General features: G+C 51.7%; 14 protein-coding genes. All 14 read right to left on the bottom strand.

The features are described 5' to 3' along the window. The coding region (gene dauA / locus V7D78_RS07010) for a C4-dicarboxylic acid transporter DauA (RefSeq protein ID WP_333607730.1) at window positions 1-1,744 on the bottom strand (1,744 nt) is incomplete at its 3' end. A gap of 160 nt (window positions 1,745-1,904) precedes the next feature. Further along, on the bottom strand, window positions 1,905-3,599 hold the full coding sequence (locus tag V7D78_RS07005; RefSeq protein ID WP_333607729.1) for an alpha-amylase family glycosyl hydrolase: 1,695 nt from the start codon (window positions 3,597-3,599) through the stop codon (window positions 1,905-1,907). Window positions 3,600-3,601: 2 nt separating this feature from the next. Beyond that, complete coding sequence (locus V7D78_RS07000) at window positions 3,602-5,098, bottom strand: MFS transporter (RefSeq protein ID WP_333607728.1); 1,497 nt, start codon at window positions 5,096-5,098, stop codon at window positions 3,602-3,604. 183 nt (window positions 5,099-5,281) lie between these two features. Continuing rightward, window positions 5,282-7,297, bottom strand: a complete 2,016-nt coding sequence (locus V7D78_RS06995; RefSeq protein WP_333607727.1) for a glycoside hydrolase family 97 protein — start codon at window positions 7,295-7,297, stop codon at window positions 5,282-5,284. An 89-nt stretch (window positions 7,298-7,386) separates the two neighbouring features. Then, window positions 7,387-8,625 carry an RNA polymerase sigma factor gene (locus V7D78_RS06990; RefSeq protein WP_333607726.1) on the bottom strand — a complete coding sequence of 413 codons (1,239 nt, stop codon included), beginning with the start codon at window positions 8,623-8,625 and terminating at the stop codon, window positions 7,387-7,389. A gap of 25 nt (window positions 8,626-8,650) precedes the next feature. Then, a complete protein-coding gene (locus V7D78_RS06985; protein ID WP_333607725.1) occupies window positions 8,651-8,995 on the bottom strand; it encodes a YciI family protein in 345 nt (114 codons plus the stop codon). A gap of 18 nt (window positions 8,996-9,013) precedes the next feature. After that, on the bottom strand, window positions 9,014-9,463 hold the full coding sequence (locus V7D78_RS06980; RefSeq protein WP_333607724.1) for a YybH family protein: 450 nt from the start codon (window positions 9,461-9,463) through the stop codon (window positions 9,014-9,016). Between the two features lie 109 nt (window positions 9,464-9,572). Next, window positions 9,573-10,799 (bottom strand): threonine/serine ThrE exporter family protein, encoded by a 1,227-nt coding sequence (locus tag V7D78_RS06975; protein ID WP_333607723.1) that lies wholly within the window; start codon window positions 10,797-10,799, stop codon window positions 9,573-9,575. 81 nt (window positions 10,800-10,880) lie between these two features. After that, window positions 10,881-11,252, bottom strand: coding sequence for a VOC family protein (locus V7D78_RS06970; protein WP_333607722.1), 372 nt, complete (start codon window positions 11,250-11,252; stop codon window positions 10,881-10,883). Window positions 11,253-11,353: 101 nt separating this feature from the next. Beyond that, a complete protein-coding gene (locus tag V7D78_RS06965; RefSeq protein WP_333607721.1) occupies window positions 11,354-11,869 on the bottom strand; it encodes an SRPBCC domain-containing protein in 516 nt (171 codons plus the stop codon). Further along, on the bottom strand, window positions 11,866-12,231 hold the full coding sequence (locus V7D78_RS06960; protein ID WP_333607720.1) for an ArsR/SmtB family transcription factor: 366 nt from the start codon (window positions 12,229-12,231) through the stop codon (window positions 11,866-11,868). The genes V7D78_RS06965 and V7D78_RS06960 overlap by 4 nt, the downstream gene beginning before the upstream one ends. Window positions 12,232-12,359: 128 nt before the next feature. Then, a complete protein-coding gene (locus V7D78_RS06955; RefSeq protein WP_333607719.1) occupies window positions 12,360-12,653 on the bottom strand; it encodes a hypothetical protein in 294 nt (97 codons plus the stop codon). Window positions 12,654-12,858: 205 nt separating this feature from the next. Then, window positions 12,859-15,300 carry a glycoside hydrolase family 31 protein gene (locus tag V7D78_RS06950; RefSeq protein ID WP_333607718.1) on the bottom strand — a complete coding sequence of 814 codons (2,442 nt, stop codon included), beginning with the start codon at window positions 15,298-15,300 and terminating at the stop codon, window positions 12,859-12,861. A 9-nt stretch (window positions 15,301-15,309) separates the two neighbouring features. Next, complete coding sequence (locus V7D78_RS06945) at window positions 15,310-17,205, bottom strand: alpha-amylase family protein (RefSeq protein ID WP_333607717.1); 1,896 nt, start codon at window positions 17,203-17,205, stop codon at window positions 15,310-15,312. Window positions 17,206-17,270 lie beyond the last annotated feature (65 nt).

Genomic DNA, 17,270 nt, shown 5'->3' with positions numbered 1-17,270 from the left:
GCTTGATATTTGCGGTTTGCGCACTAGCAGTTTGTATATGTTCTAAGGCCTCACGCAACGTAGCGTAAAACCGCAGCTGGCCTGCAATAGGTTGCACCCCGGCTCTGGCGAGGCTGCGTAGGGGTTGAAACTGCAAATCGGCAATCACCAGCTGGATCTGGTTTTTTGCGCAAGCGCTAATCAGTTTATTAAGCGCTGCCAAACCACCGGCATCCAGCACGGTTACGCCATCCATATACAACACCAGACCCCGACACTTTGCACTTAACAGACTGATTTCGGCAAAAATACGATCTGCGGCGGCAAAAAATAACGGCCCGTTAATTTTAAAGACTTTCCAGCCGGCTGGCAGCGTTACATCAACCAGTTTTTTCTGCTTGCTGATGTCTGTCACTTTGGTCATTTCGGCAATATCTTTCACAAACAATACCGCGGCCAGTAATATACCCACCGTGATGGCAATAACCATATCCAGAATGACGGTAAGCGAAAAACAACTCAGAAAAACCAGAATATCGCTGCGTGGCGCCGTTTTTAACAAATGTATTGCCTTGGGCGCTTCACTCATATTCCAGGCCACCATCAATAACAAGGCCGCCAGCGCTGCCATCGGCACCAAGGCCAGTATCGGCGTAAGCAACATCAAACCTAGTAGCACCACCAACGCATGCACCATGCCGGCTATCGGTGTTTGCGCGCCAGCCCGGTAATTGGCAGAAGAGCGTGCCAGTGCCGCGGTAGCGCTAATGCCACCAAAAAATGGCGTCAGCACATTCCCTATACCTTGACCCAATAACTCACTGTTCGCACTATGGCGCCGGCCAGAGGCGTTATCCAGTACCACGGCACACAACAGCGATTCAATCGCGCCCAGCATGGCAATGACAAAAGCCGCCGCCAATAAGTCTTTAACCAATTGCCAGCTAAAACCCAGCAGCTGCCCGTCTGGGCCGGGCCGCAGCCAGGGCCAGTCAAAATAGGGTAAAAACGGTGGAATGCCCGCAGCCAAAGTGCCATCAACTGCCTGGTAACTAAAACGCGAGCCTATACTTGGCACATCCGCGCCGGCCCACAGCAACAGAGCCCCCACTAAAGTCCCCATAAATAACGCCGGCAAATGAGCGGGAATAAAGCGGTTAACGCGCGGCCATAACAGCATGGTCGCTAAGGTAATGGTAGAAACCAGCAGGCTGGGCCAGGCACTCTGCGGTAACGCCTGACCCAGCAGCCACAGCTTATCCACATAATGTTCGGGCAAGGGGCCCAGTGGCAGGCCTAAGAGATCTTTGAGTTGCAAGGTAGCAATCACCACGGCAATGCCCGCGGTAAACCCCAGTGTCACCGGTTCTGGTATGTATTCAATTAAGCGGCCAAGGCGCAATAGCGCCATCGCAATCAGCATTACGCCAGCCAATACGGTGGCCAGTAGTAAGCCACTTAAGCCATATTTCAGCGCTATAGGGTATAAAATCACCACAAAAGCGGCGGTGGGGCCAGAAATGCTGTAGCGGGCTCCGCCGGTTAAGGCGATGACAAAACCTCCGATAATGGCGGTATAAAGACCATATTGCGGTGGCACACCAGAAGCAATGGCTAGCGCCATCGCCAGCGGAATAGCAATAATGCCAACGGTAATTCCGGCCAGCAAATCTTTAACCAGCTTATGCCTGTTGTAACCTTCCGCCAGCGCTTCACGCAACGCATGGCCAATACGCAGCGAAAACAAATAGGCACGATGTGACATCCAGGCTCCGCTTAAATGGCTTTTGCACTAAAGTAGCTAAGCACCTCACTATACATTACAAAACTATATACGCTGTATTTATAATCACCATCCGCTATTAGTCTGATAAAAAAGCCACTGTCTTTGCAACAGTGGCTTTTAAGGTAATGCATAAGTTACTTCAAGGCGTTTGTAGTATAAGCAGACCCTGTGCCTGTAATTGCTTATCGTCCATATCATGGCCCCAGCTAACAGCAAATTCTGTCGAAAATATACGGCTAACATCCATAGCAGTGCCGGTCAGGTTCAACAGTAAACGGCTATGGCTGCCGTTAAGTTCGCGGTCTATTTGCAGCAAACCGGTAGCAGGCTCGGATACCTGATAACTGCCGGCAACCCTTAATTCTGGCCGCTGTTTTTTCTGCGCGATTAAAAACTGATATAAATTCCATAGTGAGTCAGGCTGCGCTTGTTGCTCAGCAACGGTGCCCTGGCCGGTGGCTTTCTGGGCGGCAACAAAGTCTGGCCACCAGGGCTCAAACCGCTTGTGCAGTCTGTCATCCTGTTGCACCCACACCTGCTCTGCCTGGCTGAAACCGGCATGCTTGCTGGTATCCCAAAGCATAGGAGCACGGCGGTAAACATCATCGCCGACCCTGGCCTGAGTCAGGCCAATTTCTTCACCGTAATACAGGTACTTGGTGCCCGGTGAGGTAAAGAGCAAGGCCGCAGCTTGCTTGGCTTTCGCCATATCCTGCTGCAGTTGGTAAGCGATTCTGTCCTGATCGTGATTCGTTAAAAAGGGCGTGAAAAAGCTCAGAGGCGCCCCTGAATCCAGCCGCCGCTGTATATTGTCCTGCAACGGATGCAGCGGACCACTTTGCTCACCACTTATAGTACCGAATTGCGCTTCTACCGCAGTATCTTGCTGTAGCAAGCCCAAAATTTTGTAACCCACTTCAAAATCAAAGCCCTGATCGAGGCCTTCACCCCCGCCCCAGTATTTAGCAGCAATCGGCAAATCGACCCAGGCTTCGCCCACTAAGTAAGCCTCTGGGTTAACGCTTTTCACAAAGGCATTAAAGTCGCGCCAGTAGTCGATAGTTTCTGCTAAATCAGCCTGCCCCTGTGGACCGCGCTCTATAACAAAACGCACTGCATCTAACCTAAAACCGGCGACACCTTTATCCAGCCAGAACTTTGCCATTTTTTTCATCTCGGCAATCACATCCGGATGTTCTAAATTTAAATCTGGCTGACTGGCACCAAAGGCAGCGTAATAATATTCGCCCCGTCGCTCGTCAAAATGCCACACCGCCTGAGGCAAGTCATTATCAGACCAGGCATGGCCCCAACCTTTACCTGCAGCCGGCAAATCTTTACGCCAGACAAAATAATCACGGTACGGCGCTACCCCTTCGGCCGATAAGCGAAACCATTCATGCTCGCGCGAAATATGGTTGATCACTAAATCGAGAATGACTTTCATGCCTTTGGCATCCGCAGCCCGAATAAAGGCTTCAAACTCGGCCATAGTGCCGTAATCACTTTCTACCTGATAAAACTCGGTAAAGTCATAGCCATGATAAGACGGTGCCTCAAACATCGGCGTTAACCAGATAGCGTCTATGCCCAGCTGCTGCAAATAGGGCAGCTTAGCGGTCATACCATTAAAATCACCATGGCCATCACCACTGCTATCATAAAAACTGCGCGGCCAGATTTGATAAAACACTGCAGCCTGCCACCAGGGCGCACTGTGCTCAGCACTGACACTGACAGCTGCGTTGTCATTGACGGCTTCCTGCTTAGGGACGTCAGAGCAGCCGGCTAGCATTAGCGCCAGCGCCAGGGCTGACATTGATTGCTTAAACATAATTAACTTTCCACTTTTACCGTTTTGACCCGCAATACATACAGTGCGGCAAACACATAAGAACAACCACCAATGGCCAGTGCATAAATAGCCTGACCATTAAAGAAGTAACCAATCAGGCTACCCAGAATCGCCGCAGCCAATAATTGCGGCAGTACAATAAAGATATTAAACATACCCATATAGACACCCATTTTATGCGCCGGCAAGCAGTTAGACAGCAACGCATAAGGCAGTGACAAAATAGAGGCCCAGGCAATACCTATCCCTATCATTGGCAGCCACAACAAGGCTGGATCTTCAATGATAAAAAATGAAAACAAACCGGCCGCGCCAAACAGCAGATTTATAGCATGCGCTTTTTGTGTGCCGGTAAGCTTAACCAGCAACGGGATTAACAAGGCAGCGATTGCCGCAAAACCATTATAGACGGCAAATAATACCCCCACCCAGTCAGCGCCGTCGTTGTAAGCTTGTGAGGTAGTATCAGTGGTCCCGTAGTGATAACTGGTCACGGCCGCTGTGGTATAAATCCACATGGCAAATAGCGGAAACCACGAGAAAAACTGCACTATGGCCAGCTGTCGCATAGTAGAGGGCATAGTAAATAAATCATCGGTGATTTCAACCAGCATCACCCTGTTGTCAGCCTGCTGAAACCAACTGGCCGCCCATTGCAGCAAACCAAATGACACTATAAGTGCCCCCAGCAGATACAATTGCTTATCCAGTGAGAAATAGGCTACTAAACCCAGCGCCACTAAGCCTATTACTACAGCAGCGGCACCACTTTTCCAGTAATTATCCGCCGGGGCTACGCTTGGCGTGCTGGGAAATTCTGCCTGCTCCGCCGCATCAAAGGCCGCCAGTTGTTCAGGGCTGTATTCTTTACTGGAGAAAATAGTCCAGCCGACGGCTAAAAACAGCACGGCACCACCAGCATAAAAGGAGTACACCACTGAGTCCGGGATCATGCCGGCAGCTGCAGTATTGGCGACACCAAACCAGTTTGTCATCATCCAGGGTAAAGCCGACGCTACGACAGCACCAACACCAATAAAAAAGCTTTGCATGGCAAAACCGGTTGGCCGTTGTTGTTTATTTAAGTTATCACCGACAAAAGCCCGGAACGGCTCCATGGTCACGTTAATGGCGGCATCTAAAATCCACAGCATGCCGGCAGCAAACCACAGACTGGGTGAGTTTGGCATAATGACCAGCGCAGCCGTGGTGGCTAAAGCGCCGTATAAAAAGAACGGCCGCCGCCGCCCCAGCTTCGTCCAGGTTTTGTCACTATAATGGCCAATAATCGGCTGCACTATTAAGCCCGTTAATGGCGCAGCAATCCACAGAATAGGGATTTGCTCCATATCGGCGCCCAGGGTTTGAAAAATCCGGCTGACGTTACCGTTTTGCAGGGCAAAACCGAACTGAATACCGAAAAACCCAAAACACATATTCCAAATTTGCCAGAAACTCAGGTTCGGCTTTAATTGCATGGTGGTGATCTCTCAAGCTCTTAAAATAATTATAATCCCGCACTGCACAGAAATTGGGCGGCTCAGGCTCCCCTAGCGTCTTTCATAACCCCATTTTAGTGCAACCACAAGATGAATACGTATTCAAACCGCCACAACAGCGTAGGCGAATGCTTCATTCAGATGACAACATGCCCACTTTGTTTAGTGAGCCTTAAAGCGAATAGCTACCCCACCACTCGCGGCAAGAGGCAAGATCATCTTGTCATTCGCTGTTACCTGCTGCTGTTCAATGATCATGTCATAAGGCCTGGTACGCCAGTCTGTGGTTGCTGCATCACGGTATATCTGGGCTGTGTAGCGCTGGCCGCTGGCCAGAAAATCTAGTTTTACACTTATCTTCCGCGGAAATTCATCAGTTAACGCCCCTAAGAACCAATCTTTGCTGTGTTTATCCTGACGGGCAAACACCACAAAGTCTCCGACCTCACCTTGCAGCGCTATACTCTGTACCCAGTCGGTCGGTACATCTTTGATAAACTGAAACGCCTCAGAGTGGGCATCGTAATGCTCTGGTAAATCCGCGACCATTTGGATAGGGCTATACAGCACCACATAGAGCGCCAGCTCTTTGGCTAAGGTACCCTGTACCCGGTTTTCAGCATCCAGGCCGTTATAGGCCAGATTAAAAATACCGGGGGTGTAATCCATTGGCCCGGATAACATGCGGGTAAAGGGTAACATGGCAGTATGCTCAGGCGGATTAGGCGGCGAACCCCAGGCGTTATACTCCTGCCCCCTGGCGCCTTCCCGGGTGATCCAGTTCGGGTAAGTGCGGCGCAAACCCGTGTCTTTAATAGGTTCATGCGTATTAATACTGATTTGGCGTTTTGCGGCCTCCTGCACAGAGTATAAATAATGGTTCACCATCAACTGGCCATCATGCCACTCTTTTCGCTCTATCCCATTTTCATCAATACGCGTTGCCTGACCGCCGTCCGCAACATAGCCGGTTTTTATCTGACTAACGCCATGTGTGGCATACAAATCATAGGCCGCGGCCATTTGCGCTTCATAGTTGCTGATATGGCCCGAGGTTTCATGGTGCCCCACCAGTTTCACGCCTTTTTTGGCGCCATAAGCACTCACCGCGGCTAAATCAAAATCCGGGTAAGTCTGGGTGAAGTTGAACACTGCGCCATTTAAAAACCATTCCCCGTCCCAGCCTATATTCCAACCTTCGACTAAGACCCCATCAAAACCGTGCTCAGCCGCAAAGTCGATATAGCGTTTGGCGTTGTCTGTCGTAGCGCCGTGCTTATCACCACTACCCCAGGTTTCCGTACCCAGATGCATGCCCCACCAAATACCGGCATATTTGCCCGGCTTGACCCAGGAAACATCACCCAGTTTATTCGGCTCGTTCAGGTTTAAAATTAAATCTGAATTGAGTAAGCCCACTGCCGTGTCGGCAATTTGTAGCGTGCGCCACGGTGTGATAAAGCTGCCCGGGGTTTTAACCCGGATGCCGTCTGACCAGGGCGTTAAATCACTTTTTAGCACCCCATCACGCTGCTGATCGAGTACCATAGCCGCAAAATCGACCAGCGCCGCTTCATGAATACTCAGGTAGACACCATCTGGCCGTTTAAAGGTAACAGGGGTATGAGCGCGGTCCAGCTCATGCAGTGGCGTAGTACGGTACAGCATTTCGTAGCGGTTCCAGCCGCGACCCGGGATCCACCAGGCGGTGGTATGCTGGCTGTCGCTGATGCGAAATTCTGTCAGCTCGTCAATAATATCTAATTTGTCCACCCCTTGTGGCGGCACTTCATAGCGAAAGCCCAGGCCGTCGTTAAACACTTTAAATCGCAGTGTAAAGGGCGCTTGGCGCTGAGGGTGACTGAGGGACACTGCCAACTCGTTATGTTGATCTCGCACCGTTTCGCGTTCACCCCACGGCTGTTGCCACTGTGTATCCGCACTGCTGCGGCTATGTCCGACAATCTTGTAACCGCTGGCCATCGCCGGTAACTGTAAAAAGCGAAAACCCAGCTGGGAGGGCGCTATAACCTGCTTGCCATTAAATTGCACCTGATAGGTTAGGCTGGCATCATCCAGCGTCAGGCTAATCTTACCATCCGGCGAGGTAACGCTAAGACTGGTAGCAGACAGCGATAAGGGTAACAGCAACAAGCCGACAATCAGTAGCAGACGCATAATCGTTTCCAAAACTATCACAAGACTTTAACCCTAGAGCATCAAAGCCGGATACAGCAAGCCGAACAGCGGTTATGCATACGTATTCATCAGCTGAGTGCTGATAGTGTTGGCCGTTGCAAGGAGGCGATTTGCTGCTGCAAAAATCGCTGCTCCGGCAGCTGCTTGCAATAAACCAGCGCCTGCTGATAGGCCTGCAGGGCTGGCGCATCCAGACCAAGCTTAAGCAACAGGTCGGCTTTAGCAGCATATAACAGATGATACTGGTTAAGCTCACCTTGCCGCTCCAGTTCGCTAATCAGCGCCAAGCCGGCGGCCGGGCCATCGCGCATGGCAATAGCCACCGCCCGGTTTAACGCCACCACCGGTGATGGCTCTGCTTGCAGCAACAGATTATATAAGCCGGTTATTTCATGCCAGTCGGTGTCGTCGGCTGTTTTCGCTTCACTATGTATAGCAGCAATGGCGGCTTGTAAGGTGTAGGGGCCGATACGGCGTGTGCGCAATGCCCACTGTACTAAGGCACTGCCTTCGGCTATTTCAGTGGCATGCCACAAGCTGCGGTTTTGCTGCGGCAGCAGGATCAGCTCACCCGTGGCTGACACTCGGGCGTCGCGTCTGGCGTGCTGCAGTAGCATTAACGCCAGCAAACCGGCGGTTTCGGCGTCGGGCAATAGGTGCAGCATTAGGCGGCCAAGGCGGATAGCCTCGTCACTGAGGCTGAGATCCAGCAACTGACAGCCTGCCGATGCCGAATAGGCTTCGTTAAACACCAGATAAATAACCTGCAATACCACATCCAGTCTGGCCGGCAGCTCGGACGCTGGCGGCACCTCGTACGGAATGCGGGCCGCTCGAATTTTGCCTTTGGCACGAACAATACGCTGCGCTATGGTGGCCGGACGGCATAACATAGCGCTGGCAATTTGCTCAGTGGTCAGGCCGCACACTTCCCGCAAGGTTAGCGCCAATTGGGCATCACTGGCTAAACTGGGGTGGCAACAGGTAAAGATCAGCCGTAGCTGATCATCGGCTATAGGTTCCAGCTCTGGCGCCTCTGCTGCTGTCAGTTGTTGCCACAGCACATCTGGCAACGAGGTCAGCCTCGCGGTTTTGCGCAACTGATCGATGGCTTTATAGCGCCCGGCCGACACCAGCCAGGCTACCGGATTCGAAGGCATGCCCTCTGCTGGCCATTGCTTAAGCGCCGCATGAAAGGCCTCGTGCAACGCCTCTTCCGCTAAGTCGAAATCGCCCAGCAACCGGATCAGCGTGGCCAGCACCTTGCGTGACTCACGCTGATACAACTGGCTGAACTGCTGCTGCATGCTAATTATGCCTGCGTCATCAGCACTATAGCCCGAGCTGGCGCACCGGCCGCACTTCTACCGAGCCGACCCGCGCCGCCGGAATACCACTGGCAATCTGAATGGCTTCGTTTAAGTCGTGCGCCTCTACCAGATAAAAGCCGGCCAGCTGCTCTTTGGTTTCAGCAAAGGGACCATCGGTAATACTGACCTTACCGCTGCGCACCCGGATAGTGGTAGCGCTGCTGACCGGTGCTAAGGCTTCAGCCGCCAGCATACGGCCACTGCCCTGTATTTTTTCCGCATAGGCATGGCATTCACTGTCCTGCGGACTATCCGGCAAGCTATGTAGCTGCTGCTCGTCGCTGTATACCAGACATAAATACTTCATGCTGTCCTCCCCGGTAAGTTAAGGTTGCAGGTTAAACATCGCCTGACCGCTGTCGACATCAAAGGGTGCAGAAAAATGCTCATGGACAATTTTCCATCCATCGCTGCTATGACGCCAGCATTGGGTCGAGCGCATCCAGCTGCTTTCCATCTTGCCCTGCTCATTGGCACAGCCGCAGCGGTTAATACTGTGGCTAAAGGCCAGTTGCTCGCTGGCGGTAACCTGCAATTGATGCACTTCAAACAGGGTATCGCCTTTGGCGTAGCCCATACAAGTGTGCCAATGCGCAATATAGGCCGCTTTACCGACGAACTGCAGCGCCAGTATTGCATCGAATGCGACCACATCGTCGCTATATAACGTAGCGATTTGCGTCACATCCTTGCTGCGCACAGCATTGACGTATTGATTAACCCTATCGCGGATCTGTTGCTCTGCTTGATGGTGTTGTAATGGCTGTTGAGACATAAGCTAGCTCCTGTTGAATGAATAAGCCTAGTTAGTCGGGTGAAGCCTGGTCAATTCGACAGCCACACTGATTTTTTTCGTACTACTGGTTTTTTACCACTTTATATCGTTACAGGCTCTTTTTCGGCGGCAAAGCCACATTGGCAAAAATCAGCCCGGCCACCAGTGCCATTAAAATCATAAAGGTTTGCTGGCCAACCCGGTCTGACACTACAAAATCCTGACCAGAAATCAGCGAGTTAAGACCAATATAGGTTTTACTGCCCGGCACCAGTACAATCAAACCGTGCATGGCGACGATAACGGCCGGTGCTTTGGCCAAGCGAGTAAACAAATTACTGTATATGCCGACGGCAAAAGCCCCCAAAAAGGCGCCCATGGTGTAATCAAAAAAGCTGGCGCCACTGATACTGACACCGTAAGCGATAAAGCCCGCCGCCAGTGACCACAGGGTGTATTTACCGCGGCTTTTAAACAGTACGATCAGCGAGCTGACTAAAATGCCGACCGCCAACCAGGCAAAATGTCGGGAAATCGGTTCAGGTTTGACAAAATCGACCATACCAAACAGCTCAAAACCAATAGCAATACCCAGAAATGCGCCAAAATACAGCTTAAACAGCAGCATTAGCGCGTCCATAATGCGGGCATTGCCCGACACCAAATGGCGCGCCGCCAGCTCGGCAAAGCCTATGGTCAGCGCCAAACCGGGGATAAAGGAAATAATCGCCGATAACACCGTCAGCCGGATATTAATACCGGGGTCGATATAACTGCTAATCGCGCAAGCGCCCAGACCGGCAGCTAATGCCACCAGCGGCTCCAGCATATTGGCAATGCGAGGAGAGCGTTGCGCCCATAGCATAAACAGATACACTAATAAGGCGAGTAACGCCGACCAGAGCACATCATTCCAACTGGTGGCCATCAGCATGGCAAAGGCCCCACCGGATGCCATCATTGCCATTGCAGTAGCTAATTTACCGTAAGAGCTGGGCCGGGCGTCTATGGCATCAAGCAGTGCATCCGCTTCATGCAGACTAACCTGGCCCTGTAACACCTGATCGACCAGCTCATCGGTACGCGACAGCGCGCCTAAATCCAGATCACCGGGGTTAACCCGCGCCGCATGGGTATATTCCTGCTCATGGCCATCTGTCCACAGCACAAAGGTCATCGAGGTGGGTGAAATAATATAAGAGGCTTTTAAACCAAGATGAGTGGTTAACTCGGTAAGATGTGCTTCCAGCCGGTAAGCCGGGGTGCCATATTTGTGCAGCATCTTGCCCAGCTTAACGATAAATTTGCGTTTGTAATTAAAATCAGCGGTATACACCTGGGGCTTCCTGCAGTTATCAGCGTGTGAGTTCACCTGCTCATTGTAATGCAATAGCCGGGTTATGCCAGCGCGGCATAGTTAGCGATGCTGATCCAGCATAATCTGATTGCCATCAGGGTCTTCCAGCACAATATGCGCCGGCCCGCTACTGCTGACATCAGCCGCTTTCGTCAGTGTAATACCTTGCGCCAGTAACTGCTGCTGTATATCACGCACATCAGTAAAGCTATCCAGCTCACTGGCAGCACTGTCCCAGCCCGGGTTAAAGGTCAGAATATTTTTGTCGAACATCCCCTGGAACAAACCGATGACGGTAGTGCCGTTTTTTAAAATAAGCCACCCCTGACTTTGATCGCCCGCCATAATGTTAAAACCAAGTTTTTCATAAAACGCCTTGGAGCGGGCAATGTCTTTTACCGCTAAACTGACCGAAAATGCACCTAATTGCATAATCGTGACTCCCTTTAGTTTCCAAGCAGTTTAGCCACGGTTATAAGCTTCTGCCAGCCAATATTTAACAGTGTCATCTTTATCAACAGTTCTGCGTCTTGTTATTCAAGTGGCCAGTGCTCACTGCGGGTGCGTTTTGGCAAGACAAAACCCAATTTACTGAACATGGCATACATAATCCGAATGCCCAGCGTCGGCTTGCCTGTTTCCACCACCGCTTTTAAAGTATTAAGGATCATCTTACTGCCACTGGTCATTTCTTTGGCGGTACGGCTACCCACTGGCAGATTATCGACAATGAGGCTTACCTCAACGCCCTGCTCCAGTTGCACCAGCTGATAACTAACGGTACATTCAGGGTCGTCATATTGGGTAAAGCGAAAGGTATGAACAAAGCGGTGTGGTGGTTCAAACTCTAGCACCTTACCAATAACCAGCACATTCCGGCCATCAGCGGTACGCATTTGCAAACTTGCACCTGGCACTAACGCCTGGGTATGCAACCAAGCATTAAATACTGCAGCCTGCGGCTCATCGCTTTTGGTCAGCTCGCGCCAGATCGCTTCCAGCGTGCCATTAATCACTATTTTTGAGACCAACCGAGTTGGATCATTCATACCTTGTCCTTTGCTTTCGTTGTTATTTTTTGCTCTATACTGCGACTTTCTACCGCGTATTTCAGCCGGGTTAGTTGGTTGGCCCAGAAGTCACGATACTGCTCGCTCCAGCGTTCATGGATTAACTGCAGTGGCACGGCATTCAAATATAGCGGTCGCTGCCGGCCTCGCTTTTCAGACAGCACCAACTGCGCGTCTTGCAGCACCTGTAAATGTTTCATCAGGCCAATCCGACTGATCTCGAATTCGTCAAGCAGCTCGCTTAGCGTACAACCGGGGCGGGCCGCAATAAGATCCAGCAGTTGGCGGCGGCTGCAATTCGCCAACGCCAGAAACACCGCATCCAGTTGTTGTTCGTTCACAGCACCTCCATTAAGTAACCTAATGGTTACCTATAAGCATAAAGCTGTCAAGTACGACCAGTGCGATGCCAAAACACTTAAGCCATTCAGTGACTAAAGATAGGGGAGAAGTAGCGTATTGCCGTAAATTAGCGACCCGGCGCTAAGATGGCCACGCCGGGTTGTTGGATAACGGTTTTTGCACCTGCGCGCTCAATAATTTTTAGCAGTACCGATTGAATGGTTTCATCTTGCCGGGCGTCCTGAGTACTTGCAAAGCGCTGCTCTTGCGCTGCCTCGCCTTCTGCTGCAACAAATTGCACCACCACCTCAGAGGCACACTCGGCTGTGGTGCCAAAATAGGCCAGCGTAATGTGTGGATACCCGTGAAAATCCTTGCTGATGTGCTTTGCAATGCGTTTTTTTGCTTTATCCAGATGCATACGGCTGCCTTGTACAGATGAGGTGTAGCAAAACTATAACACCTAAGCCGTTTGCTGATTGATTATCTTCAGCACTGCATTGGCAGAGCATACCGCCAACGCCAGCAGCGTCAAATCCACCAGCCCCGTCTGCCGTTAAGGCGTAAGCATTCATACCATGCTTCGAACAGGCTGACCTTATGGCCTGCACAGCGGCTTTTAGCTGCTATTGATAGGTAATCTGCAGCTGCTGTTCAGCACCCTGCCAGTGCATTTTTACCCACAGCTGCCCTTTGCCGACATCATAGTACGCCACATTTTGCTGGCGATTAAAGCGGCTTAAGCGCCGTTCTATGCGGATATCGCGGCCATTTACAGTGACGGCTTTAGGGCGGCGTGGCTGCTGATGCACCAGTAACGTCAGTTCGCGGCTGTCAGGCTTGCCCTGATAATCGCCGCCGCTGCGGCTAAAGCTAAAGGCTAACTGGTGTTGCGCAGCCTTAACGTCAAACTGCAGCAACTCATACTGGCCCTTAGCATAGGCATCGGGCGTCTGGCCATCATCTTCGTACAACTGGCCACTGGCCGCACTGACACTGTGGTCATGGTAATAATGCAGCTCAAGCTGCTCACTACGGTAATCGGCAGTGCGCTCAAGGGCGCGGGTCATCGGAATAAAGCTGCCGGCCTTGACCAACACAGGTATGGTATCCAGTTTCACCGGCACCTGCACTGTGCCGGCCTGGTCGTAACGCTTAGCACTGAAATAGTCAAACCAAACACCGCCTGGCAAGGTAACCGGCCAGCGGCTGACACCAGGCTCAGTCACCGGCGCCACTAAGAAAGCCTCTCCCCACAGATAACTGTTGGTTTCATCACGCAGCGCCAGCTGGCTTTCATCGGCAAAATACAGGGGCCGCATCAGTGGCATGCCGCTCTGGCTGTGTTGCCAGGCAAGCGTATAGTTATAGGGTAATAACCGATAGCGTAACTCCAGCCAGGGCCGTAAGCGGTTAATCACCTCATCGCCTTGAAACACCGGCTCAGGGGCAATATGCTCCTGCGCATGCGGGCGGTATACCGGCTGAAACACGCCATATTGCATCCAGCGAGTATAGAGCTCAGCATCAAACACTTCCCCCCCGGCAAAGCCGCCTAAATCGGAATGGATCCAGCCAAAACCGAATAAGCCCATTTGCAGCGCCAGCTCCACTTGTGGCTTTAAGCCATCCCAGCTGCGATCAACATCGCCAGTCCAGGGCACCATGCCAAAACGCTGTGAGCCAAGACTGCCGGCACGCATCATAATAAAAGGCCGTTGCTCAGGGAAATCCTGCAAATACCCTTGGTGCACTAACTCGGCCCAGCGGTGGCCATAAGCATTGTGCACCTGATCGGCAGCCAGCGCGCCCAAGCCGGGTAGCTGATGCAGGGTATCCGCCGGATGCACCTCGGGCTCACCTAAATCGCCCCAAATGCCCGCCACACCTTGCTGCAGTAAACCGCGATAAATCTGCCAGAACCAGTCTACGGCTTCAGGCTTAAACACATCAATCAGCCCGGTATTGCCAAAGTAAAAATCAAAGGTTTTCGGCGTGCCATCCGGCCCCAAAGCCATAGCGCCGGCGTCCACCGCTTCTTGCCAGCGCGTAGAAGTGGTCAGCACAAAGGGCTCTGTCACCAGTATGGTATGCACGCCATCGGCGGCAAAATCGGCCAGCATTTTTTCTGGCTCAGGAAACGCCTGTTTATCCCAGGCCAGATTACCCATATGGCCCTGAATATCCGGGCCAAACCAATATAAATCGATAACAATGGCATCCAGTGGCAGCTGCTTATCACGGAATTTTTTTACCACAGCGCGTGCTTCCGCTTCTGTTCTGTAACCAAAACGCGAGGCATAATTACCCAGGGTCCAGCGGGCCGGTAACGGTGGCTTACCGCTGACCGACACATAACGCTCAATCAGCTGCGGGCTGTTATCTGCCGCCACTATCAGGTAAGACGAACGCCCGCCCTGGGCAGCAAAGGTCAGCGTATTGGCCTCGCTATGGCCCAGATCAAGCTGGCCGGTAGCGCCATTGTCAAATAACAGCATATAGTTTTGGCTCGACATCACCCCGGCCAGGCTAAAGTACATCTGGGTTGAGTGAGTGCCATAACCATAATGCGCTTTATTGTACAGCGGCAAGCTGTGGCCACGCCTGTCCATCCCCAGTACCCGCTGCCCGGCGCCAAATAGTTTTTCGTCCGGCGTTAGCGCAAAATCGAGTGAAAACGCCTCTGCATTGGCTACTGCGGCGGCGGTTTCACGGCTAATCAGCTTATCCTGATAATAAAAGCTCAGTTGCAGCGGACTTTTTTCAATTTTCACCTTTAAGCTGTGGCTGCCAAACGTCATCACACCCGGCTGCTCATCCAGCCACAGCTCAACCGGCTCTGGCGCAGTACCAATAATCAGCGACGGCTGTTGCGCCCGGCCAACAGGCTGATGCCAGACTTCCAGTACCGCATCCTGATAAAACGTCAGCGCCAGTTGGCCCTGATCGGTGTTGATCAATAGCTGCTGCCCGCTCAGCTGGTGTGACTGATAGTGCTGACTCAGCGCCGCCAAAGGCCATAACAGGCAAAAGGCGACAACTTTTCCTAGCTTAAGCCAGATACGCATGATGTATCCTTAGCGAACTAACTGATAGACGGCAGAGCCCAAAGGCACCAGTGATACCGCAATACGCCCCACACCGGACGCTACCTCTAGCTGATGAGTGCCACCATACAGCTGCTCTTGCAGGCGGTACTGGCCATCGGCCAGTTGCCACTGACTGATCAGCTCCTCAGGTAACAGCAGTTCAAACTCAGTGGCATGCTCAGCATTAAAATGGCTTACTACCACTAACTGCTGTGCCGCATCGTAGCGGGCAAAGGCCAGCTGTTGCTCACCATAAGCGGTGTTATTGGCTAAGTTAGCGCTATGCAGCTGGTAATACTCACCCATTAAGGCCGGTGTTGTAGCGCTAAATTGCATTAACCGCTGATAAAAGTCGCGCAAGGCCGCTTCTTCGCTGGTTAAAGCGCCACCATCAAACTTACCGCCATTCATCCAACGCTGATGGTGCGGTACACCAATATAATCAAAAATACTGGTGCGGGTGGGCTGACCAAATCCTGCCGCTTCTGCCCCGGGCTCGCCCACATCCTGGCCAAAGTACAGCATGGTCGGAGAGGTACTGATTAACGTTGAGACCACCATAGCAGGCATACCTTTGCGGGCATCGCCGGCAAAATCCGGGCTGGCGATGCGCTGCTCATCATGGTTTTCCAGAAAATGCAGCATATGATGTTCAATATCGGCCATGCGTTGCTGGGTTTCTACCAGCGCTGAGGTCGGGCCCTTACCCTGCATCACCAGCTTTAAGCTGTCATAAAATTCAACTTTGTCGTACAGATAGTCCATTAACCCCAGTTTAATGTAGTCGCGGTATAAATGCGGTTGATACACTTCTGCCAGCAAAAAGGCATTAGGGTTAGCCTGTTTAATATGGGCGTTTAAATAGCTCCAAAACTCTACCGGTACCATTTCAGCCATATCATAGCGAAAGCCATCTACGCCAAAATCCAGCCAGTACAGGGTGATATCGCGAAACTTTAACCAGGTCTGCGGCACATCCTTACCCTGCCAGAATTGATAATGCGCCTGCCAGTCTTTTTCAGCATAGTCTGCCGGCAGGGTATCAAAATCGTAACTGCCATCGGGACGCACACCAAAGTTAATTTTCACCGTTTCATACCAGTCATCAAAGGCCGGTTGCACTGAACGGGCGCCATTGCCGGTCCATTTGGCCGGCGTTTCCTCAAATTTGCCATCGGCCGCCGGATGAGCTTCACCGCCCAGTACCTGATAATCGGCTGGCCACTCTGGCACCTGAAAAGAGGAGCCGGGAATATAGTAAAAGCTGTTATCCCTGGCATATTCCACGCTGGTGTCATCATCGGCACCAAAATCGCGCACCCCTTCAGGTTTGTGCAAGGATTGATAAGCCCGTGCCACATGATTTGGCACTATATCTATCAGCACTTGCATATCATGCCGGTGAGTACGTTCTATTAAGGCTTTAAATTCTGCCAGCCGGTCCGCCGGGTCAACCGCTAAATCCGGGTTTACGCTGTAATAGTCTTTTACGGCATAAGGCGAGCCAGCGCGACCTTTTACCACATCAGGATCGTCATGGCTGATGCCATAAGCACTGTAATCACGTATTACCGCATGGTGTGGCACACCGGTATACCAGATATGGCTGGTACCCAGTGCCTTAATACCGAGCAGTGCTTCATCAGTAAAGTCATTAAACTTACCTACGCCGTTTTCTTCCAGCGTCCCCCAAGGCTTGTTAGTGGTAGTAGTGTTGCCAAATAGCCGGGTAAATACCTGATACACCACCACCTTGCCATGGCGCTCTGACAGCTCAACAGCCGCTTTAGGATTTACCGGTTCAGACTCAGGTACCGGTGCTTTGCTGCAAGCCGCAAGCACACAGGCAGCGGTCAGGCTCAGTAATAGGATTTTATTGATCATGTTGTTACCCTGCGTAATTTCTTACTACGTTACCGTAGTTCAGCAAGCAGAGCCTGCCTTTTTTT

It is taken from the genome of Arsukibacterium sp. (genome assembly GCF_036735525.1).
Lineage (GTDB): Bacteria > Pseudomonadota > Gammaproteobacteria > Enterobacterales > Alteromonadaceae > Alishewanella.
The sequence above is the reverse complement of the archived record's forward strand: the minus strand, read 5'-3'. Positions and strand labels throughout refer to the sequence as shown.

What these genes read in the sequence shown, in the direction of transcription:
- V7D78_RS06980 (WP_333607724.1), bottom strand. Translation starts at nt 9,463, where the DNA reads ATGTCTCAACAGCCATTACAACACCATCAAGCAGAGCAACAGATCCGC.
- V7D78_RS06990 (WP_333607726.1), bottom strand. Translation starts at nt 8,625, where the DNA reads ATGCAGCAGCAGTTCAGCCAGTTGTATCAGCGTGAGTCACGCAAGGTG.
- V7D78_RS07000 (WP_333607728.1), bottom strand. Translation starts at nt 5,098, where the DNA reads ATGCAATTAAAGCCGAACCTGAGTTTCTGGCAAATTTGGAATATGTGT.
- V7D78_RS06955 (WP_333607719.1), bottom strand. Translation starts at nt 12,653, where the DNA reads ATGCATCTGGATAAAGCAAAAAAACGCATTGCAAAGCACATCAGCAAG.
- V7D78_RS06970 (WP_333607722.1), bottom strand. Translation starts at nt 11,252, where the DNA reads ATGCAATTAGGTGCATTTTCGGTCAGTTTAGCGGTAAAAGACATTGCC.
- V7D78_RS06995 (WP_333607727.1), bottom strand. Translation starts at nt 7,297, where the DNA reads ATGCGTCTGCTACTGATTGTCGGCTTGTTGCTGTTACCCTTATCGCTG.
- V7D78_RS06965 (WP_333607721.1), bottom strand. Translation starts at nt 11,869, where the DNA reads ATGAATGATCCAACTCGGTTGGTCTCAAAAATAGTGATTAATGGCACG.
- V7D78_RS06985 (WP_333607725.1), bottom strand. Translation starts at nt 8,995, where the DNA reads ATGAAGTATTTATGTCTGGTATACAGCGACGAGCAGCAGCTACATAGC.
- V7D78_RS06950 (WP_333607718.1), bottom strand. Translation starts at nt 15,300, where the DNA reads ATGCGTATCTGGCTTAAGCTAGGAAAAGTTGTCGCCTTTTGCCTGTTA.
- V7D78_RS07005 (WP_333607729.1), bottom strand. Translation starts at nt 3,599, where the DNA reads ATGTTTAAGCAATCAATGTCAGCCCTGGCGCTGGCGCTAATGCTAGCC.
- V7D78_RS06945 (WP_333607717.1), bottom strand. Translation starts at nt 17,205, where the DNA reads ATGATCAATAAAATCCTATTACTGAGCCTGACCGCTGCCTGTGTGCTT.